The organism is Edaphobacter sp. 12200R-103, from assembly GCF_010093025.1.
GTDB lineage: Bacteria > Acidobacteriota > Terriglobia > Terriglobales > Acidobacteriaceae > Edaphobacter.
In genome coordinates, this window is sequence record NZ_CP048114.1 from 987169 (window position 1) to 1008303 (window position 21135).

22 protein-coding genes and 1 tRNA gene are annotated in these 21135 nt (G+C 58.0%); 12 read left to right on the forward strand and 11 right to left on the reverse strand.

Annotated elements, in window-relative coordinates; genetic code table 11:
• Positions 1–73: 73 nt before the first annotated feature.
• Entirely contained in the window at positions 74–1417 is a 1344-nt protein-coding gene (locus tag GWR55_RS04125) for an inositol-3-phosphate synthase (RefSeq protein WP_162401128.1), read from the forward strand.
• A gap of 64 nt (positions 1418–1481) precedes the next feature.
• Here GWR55_RS04125 and GWR55_RS04130 read toward each other — a convergent pair whose 3' ends face one another.
• Genes GWR55_RS04130 through GWR55_RS04155 form a run of 6 tightly spaced genes read right to left on the reverse strand, consistent with a single transcriptional unit; the run spans position 1482 to position 5774 of the window.
• Entirely contained in the window at positions 1482–1820 is a 339-nt protein-coding gene (locus GWR55_RS04130) for a hypothetical protein (RefSeq protein ID WP_162401129.1), read from the reverse strand.
• Positions 1817–2962: a flagellar basal body P-ring protein FlgI gene (locus GWR55_RS04135; RefSeq protein WP_162401130.1), complete on the reverse strand. Its 1146-nt coding sequence runs from the start codon at positions 2960–2962 to the stop codon at positions 1817–1819. The genes GWR55_RS04130 and GWR55_RS04135 overlap by 4 nt, the downstream gene beginning before the upstream one ends.
• A gap of 14 nt (positions 2963–2976) precedes the next feature.
• Positions 2977–3699 carry a flagellar basal body L-ring protein FlgH gene (locus tag GWR55_RS04140; protein ID WP_202925577.1) on the reverse strand — a complete coding sequence of 241 codons (723 nt, stop codon included), beginning with the start codon at positions 3697–3699 and terminating at the stop codon, positions 2977–2979.
• Positions 3696–4235, reverse strand: a complete 540-nt coding sequence (locus tag GWR55_RS04145) for a flagella basal body P-ring formation protein FlgA (RefSeq protein ID WP_162401131.1) — start codon at positions 4233–4235, stop codon at positions 3696–3698. Before GWR55_RS04145 ends, GWR55_RS04140 begins: the two co-directional genes overlap by 4 nt.
• A 7-nt stretch (positions 4236–4242) precedes the next feature.
• Positions 4243–5031 (reverse strand): flagellar basal-body rod protein FlgG, encoded by a 789-nt coding sequence (gene flgG, locus GWR55_RS04150; RefSeq protein ID WP_162401132.1) that lies wholly within the window; start codon positions 5029–5031, stop codon positions 4243–4245.
• Between the two features lie 23 nt (positions 5032–5054).
• Positions 5055–5774, reverse strand: a complete 720-nt coding sequence (locus GWR55_RS04155; RefSeq protein WP_370521340.1) for a flagellar hook-basal body protein — start codon at positions 5772–5774, stop codon at positions 5055–5057.
• Between the two features lie 166 nt (positions 5775–5940).
• Here GWR55_RS04155 and GWR55_RS04160 point away from each other — a divergent pair, with 166 nt between their 5' ends.
• A complete protein-coding gene (locus tag GWR55_RS04160) occupies positions 5941–6330 on the forward strand; it encodes a response regulator (RefSeq protein WP_162401134.1) in 390 nt (129 codons plus the stop codon).
• Between the two features lies 1 nt (position 6331).
• The gene (locus tag GWR55_RS04165) at positions 6332–6787 is read left to right on the forward strand and encodes a chemotaxis protein CheX (RefSeq protein WP_162401135.1); all 456 of its coding nucleotides are present in this window, start codon (positions 6332–6334) and stop codon (positions 6785–6787) included.
• Between the two features lie 69 nt (positions 6788–6856).
• Here GWR55_RS04165 and GWR55_RS04170 read toward each other — a convergent pair whose 3' ends face one another.
• From GWR55_RS04170 to GWR55_RS04185, 4 genes are all read right to left on the reverse strand, one after another.
• Positions 6857–7807: a hypothetical protein gene (locus GWR55_RS04170; RefSeq protein ID WP_162401136.1), complete on the reverse strand. Its 951-nt coding sequence runs from the start codon at positions 7805–7807 to the stop codon at positions 6857–6859.
• 142 nt (positions 7808–7949) lie between these two features.
• A complete protein-coding gene (ftcD, locus tag GWR55_RS04175) occupies positions 7950–8870 on the reverse strand; it encodes a glutamate formimidoyltransferase (protein ID WP_162401137.1) in 921 nt (306 codons plus the stop codon).
• A gap of 29 nt (positions 8871–8899) precedes the next feature.
• Positions 8900–9634 (reverse strand): acyloxyacyl hydrolase, encoded by a 735-nt coding sequence (locus GWR55_RS04180; protein ID WP_238398636.1) that lies wholly within the window; start codon positions 9632–9634, stop codon positions 8900–8902.
• Between the two features lie 87 nt (positions 9635–9721).
• Positions 9722–10462: a YebC/PmpR family DNA-binding transcriptional regulator gene (locus tag GWR55_RS04185; RefSeq protein ID WP_162401138.1), complete on the reverse strand. Its 741-nt coding sequence runs from the start codon at positions 10460–10462 to the stop codon at positions 9722–9724.
• A 350-nt stretch (positions 10463–10812) separates the two neighbouring features.
• Between GWR55_RS04185 and GWR55_RS04190 the strand changes: the two genes are divergently transcribed.
• Positions 10813–11094, forward strand: a complete 282-nt coding sequence (locus GWR55_RS04190) for a hypothetical protein (protein ID WP_162401139.1) — start codon at positions 10813–10815, stop codon at positions 11092–11094.
• Between the two features lie 10 nt (positions 11095–11104).
• Positions 11105–11797: a M1 family metallopeptidase gene (locus tag GWR55_RS04195; RefSeq protein WP_162401140.1), complete on the forward strand. Its 693-nt coding sequence runs from the start codon at positions 11105–11107 to the stop codon at positions 11795–11797.
• Positions 11798–12140: 343 nt separating this feature from the next.
• Here GWR55_RS04195 and GWR55_RS04200 read toward each other — a convergent pair.
• A tRNA-Met gene (locus tag GWR55_RS04200) sits at positions 12141–12217 on the reverse strand.
• 147 nt (positions 12218–12364) lie between these two features.
• Here GWR55_RS04200 and GWR55_RS04205 point away from each other — a divergent pair.
• The 7 genes from GWR55_RS04205 (at position 12365) to GWR55_RS04235 (ending at position 21130) form a co-directional block, all read left to right on the forward strand.
• Positions 12365–13594, forward strand: a complete 1230-nt coding sequence (locus GWR55_RS04205) for a BON domain-containing protein (protein ID WP_162401141.1) — start codon at positions 12365–12367, stop codon at positions 13592–13594.
• 258 nt (positions 13595–13852) lie between these two features.
• Positions 13853–15829 (forward strand): peptidyl-prolyl cis-trans isomerase, encoded by a 1977-nt coding sequence (locus GWR55_RS04210; RefSeq protein ID WP_162401142.1) that lies wholly within the window; start codon positions 13853–13855, stop codon positions 15827–15829.
• A 155-nt stretch (positions 15830–15984) separates the two neighbouring features.
• The gene (gene malQ, locus GWR55_RS04215) at positions 15985–17565 is read left to right on the forward strand and encodes a 4-alpha-glucanotransferase (protein ID WP_162401143.1); all 1581 of its coding nucleotides are present in this window, start codon (positions 15985–15987) and stop codon (positions 17563–17565) included.
• Between the two features lie 33 nt (positions 17566–17598).
• Positions 17599–17784 (forward strand): hypothetical protein, encoded by a 186-nt coding sequence (locus GWR55_RS04220; RefSeq protein WP_162401144.1) that lies wholly within the window; start codon positions 17599–17601, stop codon positions 17782–17784.
• Positions 17781–18353 (forward strand): 3-hydroxyacyl-CoA dehydrogenase NAD-binding domain-containing protein, encoded by a 573-nt coding sequence (locus tag GWR55_RS04225; RefSeq protein ID WP_238398637.1) that lies wholly within the window; start codon positions 17781–17783, stop codon positions 18351–18353. The genes GWR55_RS04220 and GWR55_RS04225 overlap by 4 nt, the downstream gene beginning before the upstream one ends.
• A 277-nt stretch (positions 18354–18630) precedes the next feature.
• Positions 18631–19887, forward strand: a complete 1257-nt coding sequence (locus GWR55_RS04230) for an ABC transporter permease (protein WP_162401145.1) — start codon at positions 18631–18633, stop codon at positions 19885–19887.
• Between the two features lie 4 nt (positions 19888–19891).
• A complete protein-coding gene (locus GWR55_RS04235) occupies positions 19892–21130 on the forward strand; it encodes an ABC transporter permease (protein ID WP_162401146.1) in 1239 nt (412 codons plus the stop codon).
• Positions 21131–21135: the final 5 nt, after the last annotated feature.

Sequence of the window (21135 nt, forward strand, 5' to 3'; positions counted from 1 at the left end):
CTTTCACGCTGCTCCATACTGGCGCTTCCGTTCCCACGGAAAATCGTATCTACGGAAGGGTAGCTGCCAGACAATGTCCATATCCCCCGCCGCCGGCAACGAAGCGGCCTCCAGCATCAGACCAGCTCAAGGAAAACTAGGTGTCATGATCCCCGGCATGGGAGCGGTTGCAACAACACTCATCGCCGGTGTTGAAGCCGTGCGACGCAGTTTCGCCAAACCGATCGGTTCCACCTCACAGATGGGCACTATTCGCCTCGGTAAACGTACTGACGGTCGCAGTCCTCTCATCAAGGATTTTGTTCCGCTCGCCGCGCTCGACGATCTTGTGTTCACAGGCTGGGACATCTTCGGCGGTAATCTCTACGACGCGGCAAAAACTGCACAGGTGCTCGATCAGGATCACCTTCAGCAGATTCGCCCATTTCTCGAATCCATCGAGCCGATGCCCGCCGCCTTCAATCAGCACTACGTCAAGCGGCTGGAAGGCAAGTCCGTCAAGACGGGAAAGAACAAGTGCGATCTCGCTAATCAGATTCGCAACGACATCGCCGCGTTTAAAACGCGCACCGACCGGCAGGTGATGATCTGGTGCGGCTCCACCGAGATCTATATGGAACAGACGGCAGTGCACCAGTCGCTCGCTGCCTTTGAAAAAGGCCTTGTTGAAGACGATCCCAGCATCTCTCCGTCCATGCTCTATGCCTGGGCCGCTCTCAAAGAGGGCATTCCATTCATTAACGGTGCTCCCAACCTTACCGTCGACATCCCAGCGCTCAGGGAACTCTCCCGGCAGATGGAAGCTCCTATCTGCGGCAAAGACTTCAAGACCGGACAGACCTTCATCAAGACGGTGCTTGCTCCAGCCTTCAAGGTGCGGAATCTCGGCGTCTCCGGCTGGTACTCGACGAATATCCTCGGCAACCGGGACGGTGAGGTACTCGACGATCCGGAATCCTTTAAGACGAAAGAGGTCTCAAAACTTGGCGTTCTGGAATACATCTTCCAGCCTGAGCTGCATCCTGAGTTGTACAAGGATCTCTATCACAAGGTCCGAATCAACTACTATCCCCCTCGCGGAGATAACAAAGAAGGATGGGACAATATCGACATCTTCGGCTGGCTGGGCTACCCCATGCAGCTCAAAGTCGATTTTCTCTGCCGTGACTCCATCCTTGCAGCACCGCTGGCCCTCGACCTTATCCTCTTTATGGATCTTGCTGCCCGAACGTCTTCACTGCGCGGCCTTGGAATTCAGGAGTGGCTCAGCTTCTACTTCAAGGATCCCGATTCTGCGCCAGGTGTTTATCCGGAGCATGACCTCTTCATCCAGAATATGAAGCTGAAGAATACTCTGCGTCACATCATGGGTGAGGATCTGATTACGCATCTCGGCCTGGACTACTACGGAGAGTAGCCCCCTCGGCTTTTGCATGAACTGGCGGCTGCAGCTCATAAAAGCTGTGGCCGTTTTGCATCTTTCAGGATCGATGCAGGTCCATTGAGGCTGTCTTTGGCTGCATCTTGTTATGCTCGGCAGTGACCTGTTGTATCACCTGCCGCGCAATTCCAAGTCCGCCGCCTTTGGCGATCGCAGTCGCAACAGCCTGTACTCCAAAGCTGTTGATGGTGTCTTCGCTGCCGTCTGAGCCCTGTTCTTCGCTGTTCCACGTTCCATCGGAATTGCCGGTACGCATTGGCTTCAGCATCTCCTGCAGCAGTATGCCTTCAAACTGCTGCGCCGCATCGGCAAGCCTGGCTCGGTTATTGCTGTCGTTGTTTGCGGTCGTTTGTGCAGGTATAGCGCCTTGAATCATCATTGGACTTCGATCTCCGCTTCGAGTGCTCCGGCTGATTTCATCGCCTGCAGAATGGAAATCACGTCTCTGGCCGAGGCTCCGATGGCCTGCAGACTCCGAACGAGATCATCGACCGTAGCGCCCTGTTTCAGGTCAATACGATTGACCGGTTTATCGATTGCGTCCACGTTCGTCTGCTGGACCACTTTCGTACTTCCGTCTGAAAAAGGTCCGGGCTGCGAGACCTGAAATTCGCTGACGACGTTGACCGCAAGTCCGCCGTGCAGGATCGATACCGGCTGTAGAACGACCCGACCGCCAATAACCACTGTTCCAGTACGCTCGTTGACGATAACTTTCGCGCGAGGATAGATCGGAACTTCAACCGACTCAACATCCGCGAGAAAGGCCGGAACCTCTTCACCGGGACTGACATTCAACGTGACGCGCCGGCTGTCGAGAGGATGAGCAACGGCGCGGCCAAGCTTCTCATTGATCGAGTTCGCCACAGCCTCAGCGCTGCGAAAGTCGGCGTCGTTTAATAGAAGAGAAAATTGATTTCGATGATCAATGTCGAGTGGAACCGGACGTTCGACAATCGCCCCATACGGGACGCGAGCCGTGTTGGGATGATTCATCTGCTTGACGTTGCCATTGACGCTGATCGCATAGCCCCCAACGACCAGCGGCCCTTGTGCCTGCGCGTAGATATTGCCATCCGCGCCGTAGAGCGGAGTCATCAGCAACAGCCCGCCTTCAAGGCTGCGAGCGTCACCCGCCGATGATACGGTGATATCGAGCTTAGTGCCAGAACGTGAAAATGGGGGAAGTGTGGCAGACACAAACACTGCTGCCAAATTTTGAACACGAATAGATCTGGCCGGTACGCTCACACCCATCCGCAGCAGAGTTGAGGCGAGCGTCTGAATTGGAAACGTCGTCTGCTGGCTGTCCCCGGTGCCTTGCAGACCGACGACAATTCCGTAACCCACCAGTTGGTTGTCACGAATCCCCTCAATCGTAGCAATGTCTTTTACGCGCGCAAGTTTCTGACTGGGATCGAGGGCACGACCCGGTATGCCACCAATTACGAGGAATGATAGCGCAAGATAAAACAGGGGACGCGCGATGAAAAAGTTCGAATGCCGGCGGGAATTCTTCATGATCCAGATCCTTGCTAGAAGATCAGTGCCCGTTGAAGCAGCCGGACCAGGGCATTGGGCCGGTGCGTATAGTCGGTGATAATTCCTTTGCCGCGTACCTGCAGTTCAAGGCTGGAGATAGCGGTTGAAAGGATCTGATTCTGCTGAGAGATGTCTTCCGGCCGGACGACACCGTGCAGCACAATCGTCTGTGTCTGCTGACTGAACTCCACCTGGCGCGCGGCCTCGATCACCAGCATGCCGTTGGGGAGAACCTCGATTACATGTCCGCCAAGCACCGTGCTCAGGCTGGAGTTGGTTGCGCTGGTCCCTTGTGCGTTCAGGCCAGCCCCTGAACTCTGATTTACAAGGTTCTGCAACGCATTCCCCGCATGTAATACTCCGAAGAGGCTCGAAACCTGCGAGCTTGCGTTGGAGGCCCGGGTGTTCTTCACTGTCCCGTCAGTCGAGGCTGCAAGGTTCTCGTCTACGATCACAGAGATGAGGTCATGGGGACGCATGGCCCGCACATCCGCCATCATTCGCGTCAAACGTCCGCTATCCACCCAGATCGATCCTGGAGCGGCCTGCACCGCCGAGTTCTCCGCGCGGACACGCGCCAGATAGGCATCCAGCGATGCCTCCGCCACATTGACCTTCGCATGAGATTGGTCTTTAGCCGATGGTTGCCCCATCAATACACTTGGCGAACTTCCCAGGACAAAAAGTCCCACGGCCGCGCTGACCAGAATCCTCATTGAAAGATCTCCACATTCCCGGGGCCACGAACGATCCCGGTGACGGTCAGCGGCGGGCCTGATTCAAAGCCGGAATGTAACATCCGAATCCGTACGTGGCTGCCGATAATCCCGCTCTCTTCCGCGCGACCTGCAACCTCGATGCGGAGATTCGGCTGCTGCTGCCATGCTTGAACAAGATCACCGGCATGCACGACTGCCGCCTTCTGATCTCGGATGACAGCGTTCCCACGCGAGGTGCTCTCAGAGCGATCCGTCGCGGCAGAATCAACCGGTACAGCGAAGGTAGGTCGCTCCGGATGTCCGCAGATTGCAATAACTGCCCACTGCCGATCCAGAACGGGATCGTAACGCATCGATTGCACCCTGTAGCCGTCCGCCTGTAATGGCATCTGTTTGGTGGCAACAGCACGCGTCATTCTGACGGCGAGCTGCGGAGTACTGGCGCATCCTATATCGAATGCCAATGCCGGCACGCACGCCAGTAGCGCGAGACAAAGCGAGAGGACACGGAGGGTGAAGAGCAGGGAAGTCATAGGGTTCCTACCGGACGAGGCCGTTGATCTGCGAGTACATATCGTCGGCAACATGCACCACCTTGGAGTTGCTCTCATAGGCGCGCTGCGCAAGGATCATCTGGACAAACTCTGCGACGACATCCACGTTCGATCCTTCCAGGTAGCCCTGCTGCAGCGTTCCAATTCCCGTGTTGCCTCCGGGAACATCGGTGATCGGCACGCCGGAGGCGTCCGTCTGCAGGAAGAGGTTGCCGCCAATCGACTGCAGACCACCGGGGTTGGCGAAGGTCGCCAGTTGAATCGTCCCCAGTTGTGTCGGCGTCGCCTGTCCCGGAATTGTCGCCGACACGACGCCATACTGCGAGATCATCACATCTTTTGCGTTCGATGGAATCGAGATCGTCGGAATCACCGGATCGCCGTCGGCTGTAACAAGCACGCCCTGATTTGTAGGATGAAAGTTACCCGCGCGCGTGTATGCGATCGTTCCATCCGGACGCTGCACCTGAAAAAAACCGCTGCCCTGAATGGCGATGTCGTAGGTGTTCGAGGTCTGGTTGTAGTCTCCCTGCGTCATGATTACTTCGGTCGCTGCGGAGCGCGTTCCGAGGCCAATCTGAAGACCGGCCGAGGTCGTCTGCTGCGTCTGCGGTGAGCCGGGAGTGATCATGTTCTGGTAGATCATGTCTTCGAACTGAAGCCGCCGTCTGCGAAACCCCGCTGTCGCGGAGTTGGCGAGGTTGTTCGCCACCGTATCCAGATTCGCCTGCTGGGCACTCATTCCGCTGGCTGCTGTATAAAGCGCTCTGATCATTGCATTCCTCTCCTTGGCTGAAGTCAGACGCGCGGAAGCTCTTCCGTCGCGGTCTTATCGAATTCATTGTTGAAGACACTCAGTGCCTTCTGCATCATCTCGGCCTGTCGCTGCACCAACACCAGCTGCATGGACCCGTGAACGGCATCCTGATTCGCTCCTTCAATCGCGCCCTGCTCGATGATCCCCTTTGCTGCAATCGGCTTTTCTGTTCCTGCTGCAAAACGGTTGGTTCCTTCCGCCATCAACGCATAGCGGTTTGCGAAGTCGAAGATCGCGACCCGGCCAACGATCGAGCTGCCCTCAGGCGTTGATACCGAAACACTTCCATCCGGCGAAATGTGAATGCTTCCGGTCGGAATTGTGATGGGCTGCAGCTTTGCGTCTAGCACGGTCTCTCCCGTATTTGTCTCAAGCACCCCTGTCGGGGATCGCCGGAAGGCACCGTCGCGTGTGTAGCGCACGCCATTGGTGGTCTTAATGCCGAAGAAGCCATCGCCCTGAATAGCAAGATCGAGAGGATTCCCGGTGGCGACAAGCTGGCCCTGTCCAAGGTCCAGGGCATTTCCGCCCAGGATCCCAAAGTCGTTTACGGTACGCCCTACCTGCGAATCGGAGGGCGATCCCGGTCGCAGACTGTCGACCAGAACTCCGCGAAAGAAGTCGCGCTGAGCGCGAAAGCCGTTCGTTCCCGCATTCGACAGGTTGTTCGCTGCAGTGTCCAGTGCTTGCGTTCGCGCCATCAGGCCTGTGTAGGCCGCATAGAGTCCGCTGTCCATACGAACTGCTCAAGCAGGTTCCGTGCCAAAGAGCGCACAGCTTCCGTTAGAGCAACTTAAGGTCGCTCCGCTCAAGCCTCGCGCAGCACAGCCGATGAGAGAGAAGAACAGCAGTCACTGTGGAGGGTAGGTGCGAGCGCTAATTATTGACGATTCATCGGTAATGCGGAAGGTCATCGAGAGGGCTTTGCGGCAGTCCGGTCTCGATCTTACCGAGGTGGTGGAGGCCTCGAACGGAGAGGAAGCTCTTGAAATTCTCCGCAAAGATGGGGGAAGTCCACAGAAGATAGGCCTCATTATCAGCGACATCAACATGCCAGTCATGGACGGGCTTCAGTTTCTTGAAGCGCGGCGCGATCAGCAGCTTGCCGCTGGGGTTCCGGTGGTGATGATTACAACAGAGGGCAGCGAACCGTTCGTGCTCCGCGCCATCGCTGCCGGGGCACAGGGATACATCTGCAAGCCCTTTACAGCAGAACAGGTAAAGGCCCGGGTCGCACCGCTGATCGAGGCGGTCTAGCATGGCGGCGTGGCAAAATAAACAGCCTGAATGGATTGCAAGGCTGGATTCCGCGGTCTGCGAGGTCTTCGAGATGATGCTGGCCAGAAACTGCTCTCCCGCCGAGATTGCAGTTGCGATCGCTCCATGCATCTCGGCACGCATCCTGTTCTCAGGAGTGATCCATGGAGAGTGCGTCCTCTTTGCCAGCGAATCAGTGGCCCGCGTGACGGCAGAGGCTCTTCTCGGAATCCCTTCTGAGCCAGGGGATCCAATGGCGGGCGATGCCATCGGAGAGCTTTGCAATATGATCGCCGGCGGATGGAAGAGCAAACTCGGATCGGACGAGGCCGGATGCGCCATCTCTCCGCCCAGTATCTCGACACACGATTCGCCCATCCATCTGGAAGCGCAGGAAGGCTTCCGTCGCTTCTACAGCTTCGAAGGCCATGTCTTTGGCGTCCACATGAACTTCTGAACAGAGAGAAGCTCTGCGTAAAAGAGAGGCGCTCCTAAGAGCGCCTCTCTTTTACGGATTTCTGGCAGCTTATCGAACGACCGACTGAAAGAGCGGGGAGCTAAGCAGCGATGCAAACTGGCCGTCGGAGGCCGAGTAAGAGACCGTCAGTGTGCCGGAGTTCGAATCGATCGTCGTTGCGTCCAGCGCGCTCTTCTCAAGGGCAGTGCCCTGGGTCTTCTTGAGCAGCGAGACACCCTTCAGCAGGGTGGCACAGGTAGCAGCCGTCATCGTATCGCCCATGACCACCGCCATATCGAACTTCACGCCGTTGTCGAAGTCCATCGTATAGCGCGAGCTCTTCATGCGATTACGCACCGTGTCATAGTCCGCCAGCTGAGAGGCCTCGCCCAGCACGGAGCGCATCATCGTCTGTGTTCCTCTCTGATCGAGAAGGCTCCACACGGCGTGTTTCTCGACCGCGAGCATCTCGTTGACCATGTCGCCGTTCTGGAGGAAGTTGGAGGCAACCCCGTCGCGCGCGTCCAGGGCCGCTTTCACAGCATTGCGGCTGCCAAAGACCATCGTCGTCTGATTCAGAAACGTCACGCTCATGCCATTCGAGCCCATGGGGTACACGCTATTCTCCCGCACCATGGTGGGCTTTACCTTGTTCTTGGCAAAGTTCGCCATGATCTCGCGCGTGTGGAACTGCCCTTGAGCGACGCCCAGGATGTTGGTGCCTTGCGAGGCGCCTCCCTGGCGAAAGGCGGCAAAGGTCAATACGTCGGCATCCTGGTCGACCTTTAGACCGGAACTCTTCAACGCGCCCTCAAGCCGCTTCAGATCGGGTGGCAGAATCTTGTCCTTAAGCTCCATGGCTGCAGAGGAGTTCTGCATCGCGCGATAGTCCACCGAGATGACCTGCTGTACGTCGTGAGGAATCGCGGCCTTCGCATCGTTGGAGAGCTGGGCTGCTGAAGTGAAGCCTGCACTGGTAAAGAGCAGCGCCGCCGGAAGGATGAACTTGATGATTTGCAAGGATACGGCTCCTGGGGCCTTGCTTCCGCAAATTGGCCCACGCATTCTATTTTTTCGCGGCAGCAAAAGAGATGCAAGCCTCTGATGCTGCCACTTTTGACGCACACACGAGCAAAAGGTGTGTTCCCGGGGCGCCTAGGCCCTACTGCTGAGGCCACTCCAGCGGGCTCAGCAATCGGCGCTCTACTACTTTAATGGCCGGGTCAAAGTCCGGGATGCCCGCGATCCATTCGGCACCCTCCTCAAAGGCCGCCTCCGGAATCAGTCCAATCAGTTCGCTCTCGGCCAACTCGGCTCCATATCGAAACGCCAGTTCTTTCAGGCGACTGTAGACCTTGGTCATCGGTGTGGCCACATGGTCGGTGATGTTCATACTGACCTGCGCCCGATCGTTGGCTAATACACCAAGCGCCTTCACTCCATGGAGTCCTCCATTGGAGGCACGAATGTCCCGCGCGATCGCACGGGCGGCCGTAATATCAGGCTGATGGAGATGGACGTTATATGCGATCAGAAAGCTGCGGGCTCCCACCACGGAGGCGCCAGCCGTCTCATGCAGCTCCGGACCGCCCACGTCGGGACGGCGCGCGCTGTCGCGGCGCACAGCCTCGCGAAGTCCTTCGAACTGGCCGCGACGCACGTCCTCCAACTGCACGCGATCAGGCCTTGCAGCACACGCGCCGTAATAATAGACCGGAACTCCATGGCGCCGCCAGAGGTTCAGTCCAGCCTGCCGCGCGAGCAGAGCGCACTGTGCCAGGCTTGCCCCGCGGACCGGGATAAACGGAATGACGTCGGCCGCACCGATGCGGGGATGCACACCCTTTTGCCGCGTAAGGTCGATCAGTTCTGCAGCCTTTCCTGCTCCGCGAACAGCCGATTCAAGCACGTCTTCAGGAGGTCCCGCGATGGTGACAACCGAGCGATTGTGCGCTATATCGAGCGACCAGTCGAGAAGGCTGACACCCGGCACCTCCATCGCATGCACAATGCGGCTGACTTTAGAGAGATCCGTTCCTTCCGAATAATTCGGGACGCACTCGACGATAGCTTCTGAATTCATCGTTCCAACCTGCTGCTTTTTGCCCTTGGTTACTTCTTCCACCACGTGTAGCCGACGGAGAATTGTATGCTCGCGTTGACGCCGGGATTCTTGTCGCCCAGAGACGACGACGAGATATGAACGGCGTTGGCCCCGAAGTCGATCGAACGGCGCGGTGTAAGGAAGTAGTGCATGCCAACCCCGAACTGCGGGGTGAAGTTCCAGACGCTGGTGTTCGCCGCGTATCCGTCGTTGACCTCGTCGTAGGGTGGCCCTCCGAAGCCTGGATACTTATGGTTCGTCCAGATAAGACCGCCTCCGCCCTGCGCCCAGGGCGTAATTTTGCGATGGCCAGAGCCAGTGAAGTTCCAGCGCAGCAGAATCGGAGTGATTGAGACGCCGGTGTAGGTGCCGCCGGTCTTGTAAGGTGCCGAACAGGCCCCGGGAGCGGTGCAGAGACGGCGTTCGAACGTAGGCGTGTAGGACTGCCAGAAAGGAAAGACTTCGATGGCGTACTCAAAGTTCCCGTGAACAATTCCGGGGCCTACGTTTGGGGTTAGAACCTTGCCAACATGACCTCCAAGCATAAAAAACTTGAAGTCGTTTCGTTCATCGGTGACTCCCACGCCTCCCTGTGCGAGAACCCCCAGTTCAAGCGGACGTTCCGTGGAGTTGAAAGGAGTTGCTGCGGCCGGTGCAGCCTGTGCCAGCAGCGGAGAGGTTGATAGCAAAGCGGCGATCGACAATGCGCAGGCGGCTGAGAGACGACGAACGATCCTGGTCAATCCAAAATCTCCATAGAGAAAAGATGCAGTTGCAGAAGAAAAGCCGCCATCCCTTGGCGGCCTTTTGAACAGGTTGACCGCTGGAACTTAGCTGGCGACAGGGGCCTCGTCCATATCGAAGTTGGAGTAGACATTCTGCGTGTCATCCAGATCTTCGAGCGTCTCCAGCAGGCGAATCATTGCGTTGGCCTGCGATCCTTCCAGTTTGGTGTAGGTGGAGGCAATCTTGGTGACCGCAGCAGTCTCGGGCGTGACTCCGGCAGCTTTCAGGGCGTTGGTGACAGCTTCAAAGTCCTTGGGGTCGGTCAGGATCTCCCAGTTCTCGCCCTGGTCGGACAGATCTTCCGCTCCGGCGTCCAGAACGATCTCCGTAAGCTTATCCTCGGAAGCGCCGGATTTGGGTACCGTAATCAAGCCCTTGGTGGTGAACATCCAGGCTACGGCACCCTCGGCGCCGAGGTTGCCGCCGTTCTTCGAAAAGGCATGCCGAACTTCGCTGACAGCCCTGTTCTTGTTGTCGGTAAGGACCTCAACAATGATGGCTGCACCACCGGGGCCATATCCTTCATAGGTGATCTCTTCATACGAGACGCCTTCGAGTTCACCCGTACCGCGCTGAATGGCGCGCTTGATATTCTCCGAAGGCATGTTCTCTGCCTTGGCGGCAGCGACAGCGCCACGGAGTCGGGGATTGCCGTCCGGATCGCCTCCGCCCAGTTTGGCGGCGATGGTGATTTCCTTGATCAGGCGGGTAAAGATCTTTCCACGCTTGGCGTCCAGAGCGCCCTTCTTATGCTTAATAGTCGCCCATTTTGAGTGGCCGGACATGTACAACCTCGTTTGGTATGTTTCGCCTGCAGGTTGGCAGGGGTGTTACGACCTTGCGATTCTACCACGCTGGAGAAAGATCCGTCCCCAGGCAGCTTTTCCGCAAACTCTTCCAACGAAAAGTCTTAGGTCCGGATCTCAAGACGTAGACTCCCGTGTTGAACAGCAGTTCCCTTGAAGCATCAGGCGCTTTACCTATTATAACGGCCCCATGCAGGAGAGACGACACTCCCCAAACCGTTGACTGCCCAGTAACTTCAACCGTTGGGTGCTTGACAGGTGTCCGCGGGAATCGGAGATTTGTCTTTGTCCTTGGACCGGGTAAAACCGTCCAACCAGCACGGTGCCGAATGATGACAAAACTTCGATCCGCGTTTTCAAAGAAGTTCCTTCTTGTCGTTGGGGTATGCCTCTGCCTTCGCGGCATCATCATCGCCCAGGGCGAACATTCTTTCGGCAGAGGAAATGGTGGCAGGCAGATCGCGGAGTCACACACCCTGGATATGGCTGGAGCGAAGATTCAGGTCGATTTTGCGGAGGGAGAATTGGACCTGGAAAAACCGGCCCTCCTCGATTGGGTGCAGAAAGCCGTTCGTGCAGTCAGCACCTACTATGGGCGGTTTTCCGGTTAAAAGCATACGCGTGTTGGTAGTTCCTGAGGCTGGCAGAGATGGAGTCTTCCACGGGACTACCTGGGGCGGCAGAGATGGCTTTGATGGATTCACGAGGATTAGCGTAGGCCAGAATACGACCGCACAGGAACTTGCAGATGACTGGATGATGACCCATGAACTGACCCACATGGCCTTTCCCGACTTGCCCGATGAGAACCACTGGATGGAGGAGGGAATTGCCACCTACGTGGAACCGATCGCTCGCGTGCAGGCCGGTGAGTTGGATGCAAAGCGCATCTGGTCCGACATGATGGAAGGTATGCCGAAGGGCGAGCCGAAGCCCGGCGACGAAGGCCTGGATCGTACCCACACCTGGGGCAGAACCTACTGGGGCGGAGCGCTGTTTTGTCTGGTGGCGGACGTCAATATCCGGAAGGAAACCGGAGATCGCAAGGGATTCCAGGATGCTCTCCGCGCGATCGTCACTGCCGGAGGAACAATCGACCGGGAATGGCCTCTTGAGCGGGCGCTGGAGATCGGGGACAAGGAAACAGGAACGCATGTCCTTACCACTATGTATCGCCAATGGAGCACGAACCCCGTTGAAGTCGATCTCCCTGTGTTATGGAAGTCGCTTGGAATCCGCCGCGCTGGTGACACGGTTGAGTTTGACACACACGCTCCTTTGGCGGCAGTGCGCACAAGTATTACCCGCAGATGAAATGCAGCCTACCTAAAGTCATCAGTTATCGGGTTCCAGGGCCCAATCGGAGCTGTTGATCCGCGGGTGGCCGTGGCAATGCTCGCCCTGCCAGACGTCAGCACTGGTACCAACTGCCCGCAGTCGGGTGAGAGAACCTCTCCCAGGACCAGAGTTTGTACAACCGAGAGTGTTCGCATAAACAGCCAGCTTGTGGGGCTTGTTTAAGTAGAAGTTCGAATGGGAAAGGAGGGGGACTTAAACGCCAAAGTCCTTCCGCGAGAAAGGACTCTTGCGGGCATTTCCGCTTGGGGATAATGAGATCTCGGCTGGGATTTTCGGTACTTCTATGTTGTTGATTCTTTGGTTGCGGGGGCAGGATTTGAACCTGCGACCTTTGGGTTATGAGCCCAACGAGCTACCGGGCTGCTCCACCCCGCAAATCAAATATATCGTTCTCGTCCTGTAAGGTCAAATGCAGAGCAGCTCACCTCAGGACGGAGGCCAGATGCGCATTTTCAGGCTTGATAGACCGTAACTTTATAACCAGAAGAGAGTTCTTATAGATTGCATTGGAGGAATAGCGGTATGGAGCGGCAGCGTCGTTATTGGAAGAGCATCGGCGGTGTAGTGCTCGGTTTAGGCATGGCTGCAGCAGTAGGCCTGGCGCAGCAGAAGACGTTGCCTGACGCACAGATTGAGGCCAACGTTCTTAAGTCCCTTGCGAGTGCTCCTGAACTCGCCGATCAGGCCATTGGGTCCAGCACGGTGTACGGCGTTGTCACTCTCAGCGGCTCGGTTCAGACCGAAGCGATGCGCGACAAAGCGGAGCAGCTGGTCGCAAACACCGACGGAGTCAAGAAGGTCGTCGATGAGCTGGCCATCGGTACTCCCGCTCCTGCGCAGACTGGAGTCTCCACCCTCCCGGAAGATCAGGCTGAGCAGGAAGACCCGAATGCGTCGCAGCCATCTGTTGAAGGCCAGGAGCCGCAGACTGCAGCCTCCGTACCCCCGCCACCCGAGTCCTATCCGCAAAATGCTCCGGCTCCAGTTGGGGCGCCCTCGGCTCCTCCTTATCCTGGATATCCGCCAAATCCTGGATATCCGCCAACACCGCCCCCTGTACGCGGCATGAACCGCATCCAGCAGCAGGCCGGCCAGTCTGTCGTCGTTCCAGCGGGAACGATCGTCCGTGTCAGAATCAACCAGGCGATGGATAGTCGGCATTCGCAACCGGGAACTCCCTTTGACGGTGTTGTTCTGAATGACATCTTCTCGGATGGCATGGTGGCCGTTCCTCGCGGCGCGACAGTGCAGGGACGTGTCTCCGACGCGCAGCCAGGTGGCGGTCTTCGCGGTCGTGGAGGAATTGCTCTTGAGCTGACTGATGTCATCGTCGACGGACACACTTATCCGTTTGCCACAACACCGTGGTCACATGCGGGCTACGACAAGACCGGGCAGACAGTGAGTACGACCGCTGGTATGGGGGCCACCGGAGCGATGATCGGCGCCATCGCCGGTGGAGGCCCCGGAGCCCTTCTCGGTGCCGGGCTGGGAGCCATCGCGGGCCTCGGCGTCTCGTCCGCTTCCCGACAGGGAGAAGCTACCGTACCCTCGGAAGCGATTGTCTCTTTCCGTCTGGCGCAGCAGACTGCCTTGACTACCGTCTCCCAGGCAGAACTCGATCGTCTCGGAGCAGGCCTGCCGCCTCCGCAAGCGGCTCCTTCCATGCGGCGCAGATACTATGCTCCTCCGCCCTACCCCTACGGTCCGGTTTACTCTCCATATCCCTACTATTACCCGTACTATCACTAGTGCCCAAGGCGGCAGGCTGCCTCATTTCAGCGCCTTGTCGCCTTTCTTTTCAGCACCCTTTATTGAGGATCGCTCAGCATTGGCTTCGGAGCGGTTGACAGTCCAGATCGAAATCTCTTCTGCCCGTGATTTATACTCAGAGCTTGCCCTGCATCCAGTGCGCGCTCCTGCGGGTTACGTTCTGGCTTCGCAAATTCCGGGCGGCCGCACATCCGTGTATGACGGTGGCGTTTTCAAATCGAAGGTCTTCAGTCAAGCATGATTCGTATTCTGCAACAGGACAACCGCATCACGAAGATTCTCTTTGCCGTCATCATCGGCTTTGCGATTATCACTATGGTGATCACGCTGGTCCCGGGCGTCTTTGACAACTCCGCGACCAACGATCCCAACACCTTCGCTACCGTCCACGAACCGGGCATTTTAGGACGATTCGGCTGGAATAGTTCGACCATCAAGATGACCGAGGTCAACCAGCTTGCAACCCGCCAGTTGCAGCAACAGCGGTTGCCCGAATTCCTGATGCCTTACATGACGCAGCGTGCAGGCCAGGTCCTCGTCCAGCGCCAGATCCTGAAAAACGAGGCCGATCGCCTGAGCCTCCAGGCCACCGATGAAGACCTCCGTCGCGAGCTTGAAACCGGACCCTTTGCCCAGTACCTCTTTCCCGGTGGAAAGTACATCGGCGATGACGCCTACATGAACTTCGTTCAGAACTTCTTTCAGGTCAGCCGCTCCGACTTCGAATCGCAGGTCAAGAGCGATATGGAGCTGCAGCGCCTGCAGGCACTCATCACCGGCGGCGTCAGCGTCTCCGACCAGGCTGTGCGCGAGGCTTACAGGACGCGGGGAACCAAGGTGAAGTTCGATTACGCTGTCATCTCCGCAGATGACCTGCGCAAGACTATCAATCCCTCCGATGTGGATCTCGAAAAATTCTTCAAGGACAATCAGGCCCGCTACGCTACGGCCATCCCTGAGAGCCGTAAGGTTCAGTACGTTGCCTTCGACGCCTCCAACATTCCGGGCGGCAAGCCTCAGATCTCCGACGCTGACGTACAGGCCTACTACAACCAGCATCAGTCCCAGTATCAGGTCAAGGAGCAGGTAAAGGTTCGTCACATCCTGATAGCCGTTCCTGCCGGAGCCGACAGCAAAACCGACGCCGCTGCCAAAGCCAAGGCCGAAGACCTCCTGAAGCAGATCAGGAACGGGGGCAACTTTGCCGATCTTGCCAGTAAGAACTCCGACGACCCTGGCAGCAAGGCGCAGGGCGGAGAACTCGGGTGGCTCGACCGTGGCCGCACTGTTCCTGAGTTCGATAAGGTAGCCTTCGCGCTCAACCCCGGTCAGATCTCCGACGTTATTAAGACACAGTTCGGTTATCACATCCTCCAGGTTGAAGATAAGAAGACGGCGCACCTGCGGCCTCTCTCTGAGGTCAAGTCCGAGATCGTCCCCATCCTCGAGCAGCAGCGCACCGGCGCCGCCGAGCAGACCTATGCGTCGCAGCTGGCGGCCGATGCCAAGAAGAATGGTCTCGACAAGGCGGCACAGGCACGCGGCTTGCACGTCGTCAACACCGATTATGTTGCGAAGGACGGTGTCATCCCCGGCCTCTCCGACAGCTCCGCTTTGCTCACGCAGGCGTTCTCTGTCGTTAAAGGAGCAGACCCTGCCTCCGTCTCGACGGGTGACGGTTTCGCGGTCTTCCAGGTAACCGACATCAAGCCCGCCCACGCTCCCGACTTTGCCCAATACAAATCGCATATCCTCGACGACTATCGTGAGCAGCAGGTTCCTTTGCTGCTGAATACGCAGCTGAAGAAGTTGGATGATCGCGCCAAGGTTCTCAACGACCTGAAGAAGGCCGCTGCCGAGATGAACCTTCCCATCAAGACCAGCGACCTGGTCGCGAAGGATGCTCAGGTGCCTGAGATCGGCTCCATGGGCGGACCGGCTTCGGTCGCGTTCACGCTCAACAAGGGAACCATCTCCGATCCAATCAACCTCGGTCGTGCCGGAGTCGTACTGACTGTCACCGACAAGCAGGAGCCTACGGCTGACGAGATCGCAAAGAACTTCGATCAGACGAAAGAACAGTTGCTGAACCGCCAGCGGGACGAGATCTTCAGCGTCTATGTAGGAAATCTCACGAAGAAGTATGAAGATGCAGGCGCCATCCGCTATTCCAAGCGGCAGCCGGCATCTCCCACACTTCCTGCCGGCAACTGATCCGTAACAGCAAATACACCATCGAAGCACGAGCCCGTTCTCCAGGAGAATCGGGCTCGTGCTTTTTCGCATCAGACGTGTCAAAGTCTCAGATAGCGGGGGGTGGGAAGCGATCGTCCATCTCTCAGGTTGGATAGCTACATTAAGGGGGCGTAATGAGCAGCACCGTCGTAGATATGGCACGAGTATCCGGAATCCTCTTGCACATAACCTCGCTGCCCTCCTATGGCGGTATTGGAGATCTGGGACCGGCGGCCTATGCCTTCGCGGATTTCCTCAAATCGTCAAAGCAGCGCCTGTGGCAGGTGCTTCCTCTCAGTCCGACGGGATATGGCAGCTCACCTTATTCCGCGCTCTCGGCCTTCGCTGGCAATCCACTCCTGATCAGCCTGGAAAAGCTTGTGGGCGATGGATGGCTTGCTCCCGAGCAGATCTCCGGTCTTGCCGGCCACAATGGACCCGTCGACTTCGCCCGGGCGATTCAGGAGAAGCTGCCCCTGATGGAAGAGGCTGCCGGCAATTTCCTCCAGCGCGCCGACGCATCTGCTCAGAAGCGTTATCAGGAGTTTCTGCAGCGCAATATCTCCTGGCTTCCGGACTATGCAATCTTTACCGTGTTGCGGAGGCGATTCAACCTCGTCAGCTGGGACCAGTGGCCTGTGCACTTCGCGCATCGCCACGAAGACGCGATGGCTACCCTTCGTACCGACTCAGCCCACGAACTGGCCATCGAACAGGTGATTCAGTTCTTCTTCGATGAGCAATGGAGCGCGCTCAAGAGCTACTGTGCGGAACGCGACATTCGCATTCTTGGTGATGTCGCCATCTTCGTCAGCTACGACAGCGCCGATGTCTGGACCAATCCTGACATCTTCGAGCTGAATGAGAATCGTCTTCCAATCTGTGTCTCCGGCGTTCCTCCGGATTACTTCTCCGCAACCGGGCAGCGCTGGGGCAACCCGCTCTACAAGTGGCACACCCTGGCGGCGCGTGGCTTCGACTGGTGGGTTGCCCGCATCCGCCGCTCGCTCGCGCTCTACGATATGATCCGTCTCGACCACTTCCGCGGATTCGAGGCCTGCTGGTCCATCCCTGCCTCCGAGGTAACGGCGGTAAAAGGCATATGGGTCAAGGTGCCGGGCACGGAGCTCTTTGAACATCTGCGTCGCGTCTTTGGCGATCTGCCCTTCATCGCCGAAGATCTTGGCCTCATCACCCCGGAGGTCGATCATCTGCGCGAGCACTTCCACATGCCCGGAATGCGTGTGCTTCAGTTCGGTTTCTCCGACCGCGCAGCACATCTCCATCTGCCGCACAGGTTCGTGCCGAATACGGTGGTCTACACCGGCACCCATGACAACAACACCACGCTCGGCTGGTGGCGCGAGGATGCTACCAATGTCGAGCGTGGAAATGTCGAAACCTATCTTCAGCCCATACGCCATGAAGCGGAGATTGTATGGGCGCTGATGCGCGCTGCGGCGCGCTCAGTGGCTGACATCTGTATCTTTCCTCTTCAGGATGTCCTGCACCTCGGCAGTGAAGCACGCATGAACACCCCGGCCGCCTCGACAGGAAACTGGGCCTGGCGATTCGAAGAAGGTGCCCTGCACCCGGATTTTGCAGTGCAGCTCGCAGCGCTTACCGAGATGACCGATCGTGACGGCTATGTTCCTTCGGAACTGCCTTCCATCCCCGTTTCCTCTTCCTCGGCAGAGCTCGCGCAGACGATTTAGACTGGAGAGGCAATCTTAAACTCAGGAGCCTTCATGCCTCTCTCTGGCGAAGCCATTCGCACCATGAACTACGTTGACGATATTTCAGTGACGCTGCGCCGCATCCTCGCCGTACTGCCTTCGCTGACCGACGAAGAGCGCCAGCGGGTAGCCGAGCATATCAAGCACGCCGATCCCAGCTTCGAGTCCGTGATTGCCGCCCTGGCAGGAAAGAAGTGAACGATGCATCCGCCCACGCGCCCGCTCCTGCAATCTGCGTGATTGCAGTGATCGGGGCAGGGAAGGCGGGACGCAGCTTCGCCATGGCCTGCGCATCTGCCGGATTTTATGTCGTTCTCGAAGATGTGATGCCCTCCAATCTCAGGACCGCGGAGATGGAGTACGCCGATCTGAGCGTCCGGGGAGGCTACGGTGAGCTGGAGCTGGCTTCGACCGTCGAAGGAGCCGTTCGCGAGGCCGACATCGTCGTCGACTTCGTCCCTGACGAGCTCGAATCCAAGCTCGAGATCTTCAGCATGGCTGACCGCATGGCCCCCCCGAAGACCATCCTCTGCACCCCCAGCAGGGCCCTCAGCATTACCGATCTCGCATCCTGCGTCTATCGGCCAGAGCGCTGTTTCGCCATCCGCGGAGAGATCCTGAAAGGCAGCCCAGTCGAGATTCTCTATCCGCCATCCGCTGCGCCAGACGTGCTTCACTCCGTGGAAGACCTCTTCCGCAAGCTCGGTACCGTTCCGGAAGCCCAGGCCGACCCCGAGGCCGCCGTCCTCACGAAAAATCTGACTTAGGGCTGCATTGAGGTCAGAAGCGCCCTCTGAGGTGTCATCGCCAGCCCCTGTTTCTCGAAAGTGTCATCTCGACCGAAGGCCCGAAGGGCCGCAGTGGAGAGACCCCCGCATTTTGTCAGCACAGCCACAGTCCCTCAAGCGAACCTGCCAGGATCTCCCGCCAACCACGGAACAGAACCCGAAACCGCCCCCAATCCGGTACACTTCGTCACACAAGGGAACTCTTTTCTACCCGGCTGCGTACCCGATGATGGACTCCTGAAGTCAAAATATCGCCATGCGCGCTCTCATCGACATCTTCGCCCAGGTCTTTCGTTCCATCGCGGCGAATAAGCTGCGCTCGTTCCTGACCATGTTCGGCATCGCCTGGGGCGTGGCCTCGCTCCTGCTCCTCATTGGTCTTGGCGAGGGCTTTCGGTCCGGTCAGCGCCGTGGTCTCGCGCAGCTCGGTCAGGACGTCATTATGGCATGGGGTGGAACCATTCCTGCACTGCCGAATCAGCACACCGGTATGCGACCCTATAAGCTCACCGTCGCCGATACGGCAGCCATCCGGCAGCAGGCCCCGCACGTCCGTAATGCCACGGCATTCATCAATCGCGGCGATCTTAAGCAGGTCAGCGAATTCTCAAGCTCTGGCGGCTCCGTCATGGGAGTCCAGGCCAACTACACGGAGATTCGCAATCTTCCCCTCGCTCAGGGCCGTTTCTTCAACTCCGATGACGTCGCTCAGCGCAGAAGACTCGTCGTCCTGGGACAGAAGAACAACAAGCTGCTCTTTCCGGGCCGCCCCTCGCTGGGAGCCTTCATCACCATCAACGGAGCACGTTTCCAGGTCATAGGCGTCGCCGACAAGATCGGACGCGGCAACAACGACGGCGACAATCAGAAGCTCTACATTCCGCTCTCCACCATGCTCGAGCTCTTCCCCATGACGGGAGAGAACATTCCTGCCGACGCCGTCACCTCCATCCAGTACCAGCCCACCACGCCCGACCTGAATGAGACGGCAAAGGCCGAGGTCCATCGCATCATCGCCCAGCGCCACGGCTTCGATGCCTCTGTCAAAGATGCCTTCGAAGAGTGGGACACCATCAAATCCGAGCGCACCGTCGGGCTCATCTTTACCGCGATGGATGTCTTCCTCGGGGGCGTCGGCATCGTCACCCTGGCCCTCGGGGCCGTCGGCATCATTAACATCATGCTGGTCACCGTGACTGAGCGCACCAAGGAGATCGGCCTTCGCAAAGCCCTTGGGGCCACAAAACGCAGCATTCTGATCCAGTTCTTCCTCGAAGGACTGATGCTGACCGGCCTCAGCGGCATAATAGGCATTGCTGGTGCAGGGACGCTCATGTTCGCTCTCGGCAAGGCGATGGGAAATAACCAGATGGGATTCGACCCACCCCGGCTCGTTCCGTGGTCAGCGGCCATGGCCATGGGAACTCTCGTCCTTTGCGGTGTTGTCGCAGGCCTCTATCCGGCCAGTAAGGCCGCATCCCTCGAGCCCGTCGAAGCGCTCAGAAAGGAATAGCCCGATGATCAAGGACATCTTCCTTCAGGCGATGGAGGCCATGCGCTTCAACGGCCGGCGCACCGCAATCACCGTCGTCGGCATGGCCTGGGGCATCGCCACCGTGGTTCTGCTGCTGGCCTACGGAGCCGGCTTTGGCCGCGCCTTCGAGGCGATCTTCGCGCAGTGGGGAACCCACATGATCGGCGTCTTCCCGGGAACCACCAGCGAGCAGGCCGGAGGCACCAAGGCTGGCATCAAGGTCCGCTTCAAACAGGACGACATCGAGCGCATCCAGGAAACAGTCCCCGGCATCCTGCACATCTCTCCCATGCTCTGGAAGCAGGTCCCGGTACAGAACGATCTGCACTCCTTCACCTGGGAGGTCGATGGCGTCGCTCCCGAGCTCTCCGAGATCATGAACATCCAGATGGAGGAAGGCAGGTTCCTGTCTGCATCGGACATGCAGCAGCGCAACCACGTCGTCGTGATTGGATCTGAGGCGAAGACGAAGCTCTTCTCGGGCATGTTCCCCCTCGGCCAGAAGATCCATATCAATGGCATCAGTTTCGAAGTGATCGGGGTCCTGAAGCCAAAGATGCAGGAGGGGGATGACAACATCAACCGTGTCAGCTATATCCCGTTTCCGACGATGGGAGATATCAAGGACACCAAGTATCTCGACGGAATGTGGATGAGCTACAAAGGGGATCACATGGCTGTGGAGCACGCCCTGCGCAATGAGCTGGGGGCTGCCCATGGATTTCGTCCCACCGATAAGAACGCGATATGGGTGGCGAATATCATGTCGCAGCTCGCACAGTTCCGACTCATCTCCATCGGGCTCCAGGCATTGCTCCTGTTCATTGGAGTTCTCACGCTCGGCATCGCCGGTATCGGCCTGATGAACATCATGCTGGTCAGCGTGCAGCAGCGAACCCGTGAGATCGGCGTCGAAAAAGCCCTCGGCGCCCGCAAGCGCCATATCCTCTTTCAGTTCCTTGCCGAATCCATGGTGATCACCGGCGTCGGCGGGCTCGGAGGCATCCTGCTGGCATTTACGGTCAGCAAGCTTGTCGGCGGAATCACCTTCTACAGCGCCATCGCCACCAATGCCAGCGCGGCGGATATCTACCTGCTCATCTCGCCCAACATAGTCATCATCGCAACCACGGTTCTGGTACTCGTCGGCGTAGTCAGCGGAATGATCCCGGCAATCCAGGCCGCCAATCTCGATCCCATCGAAGCTCTGCGGTACGAATAGCGGCA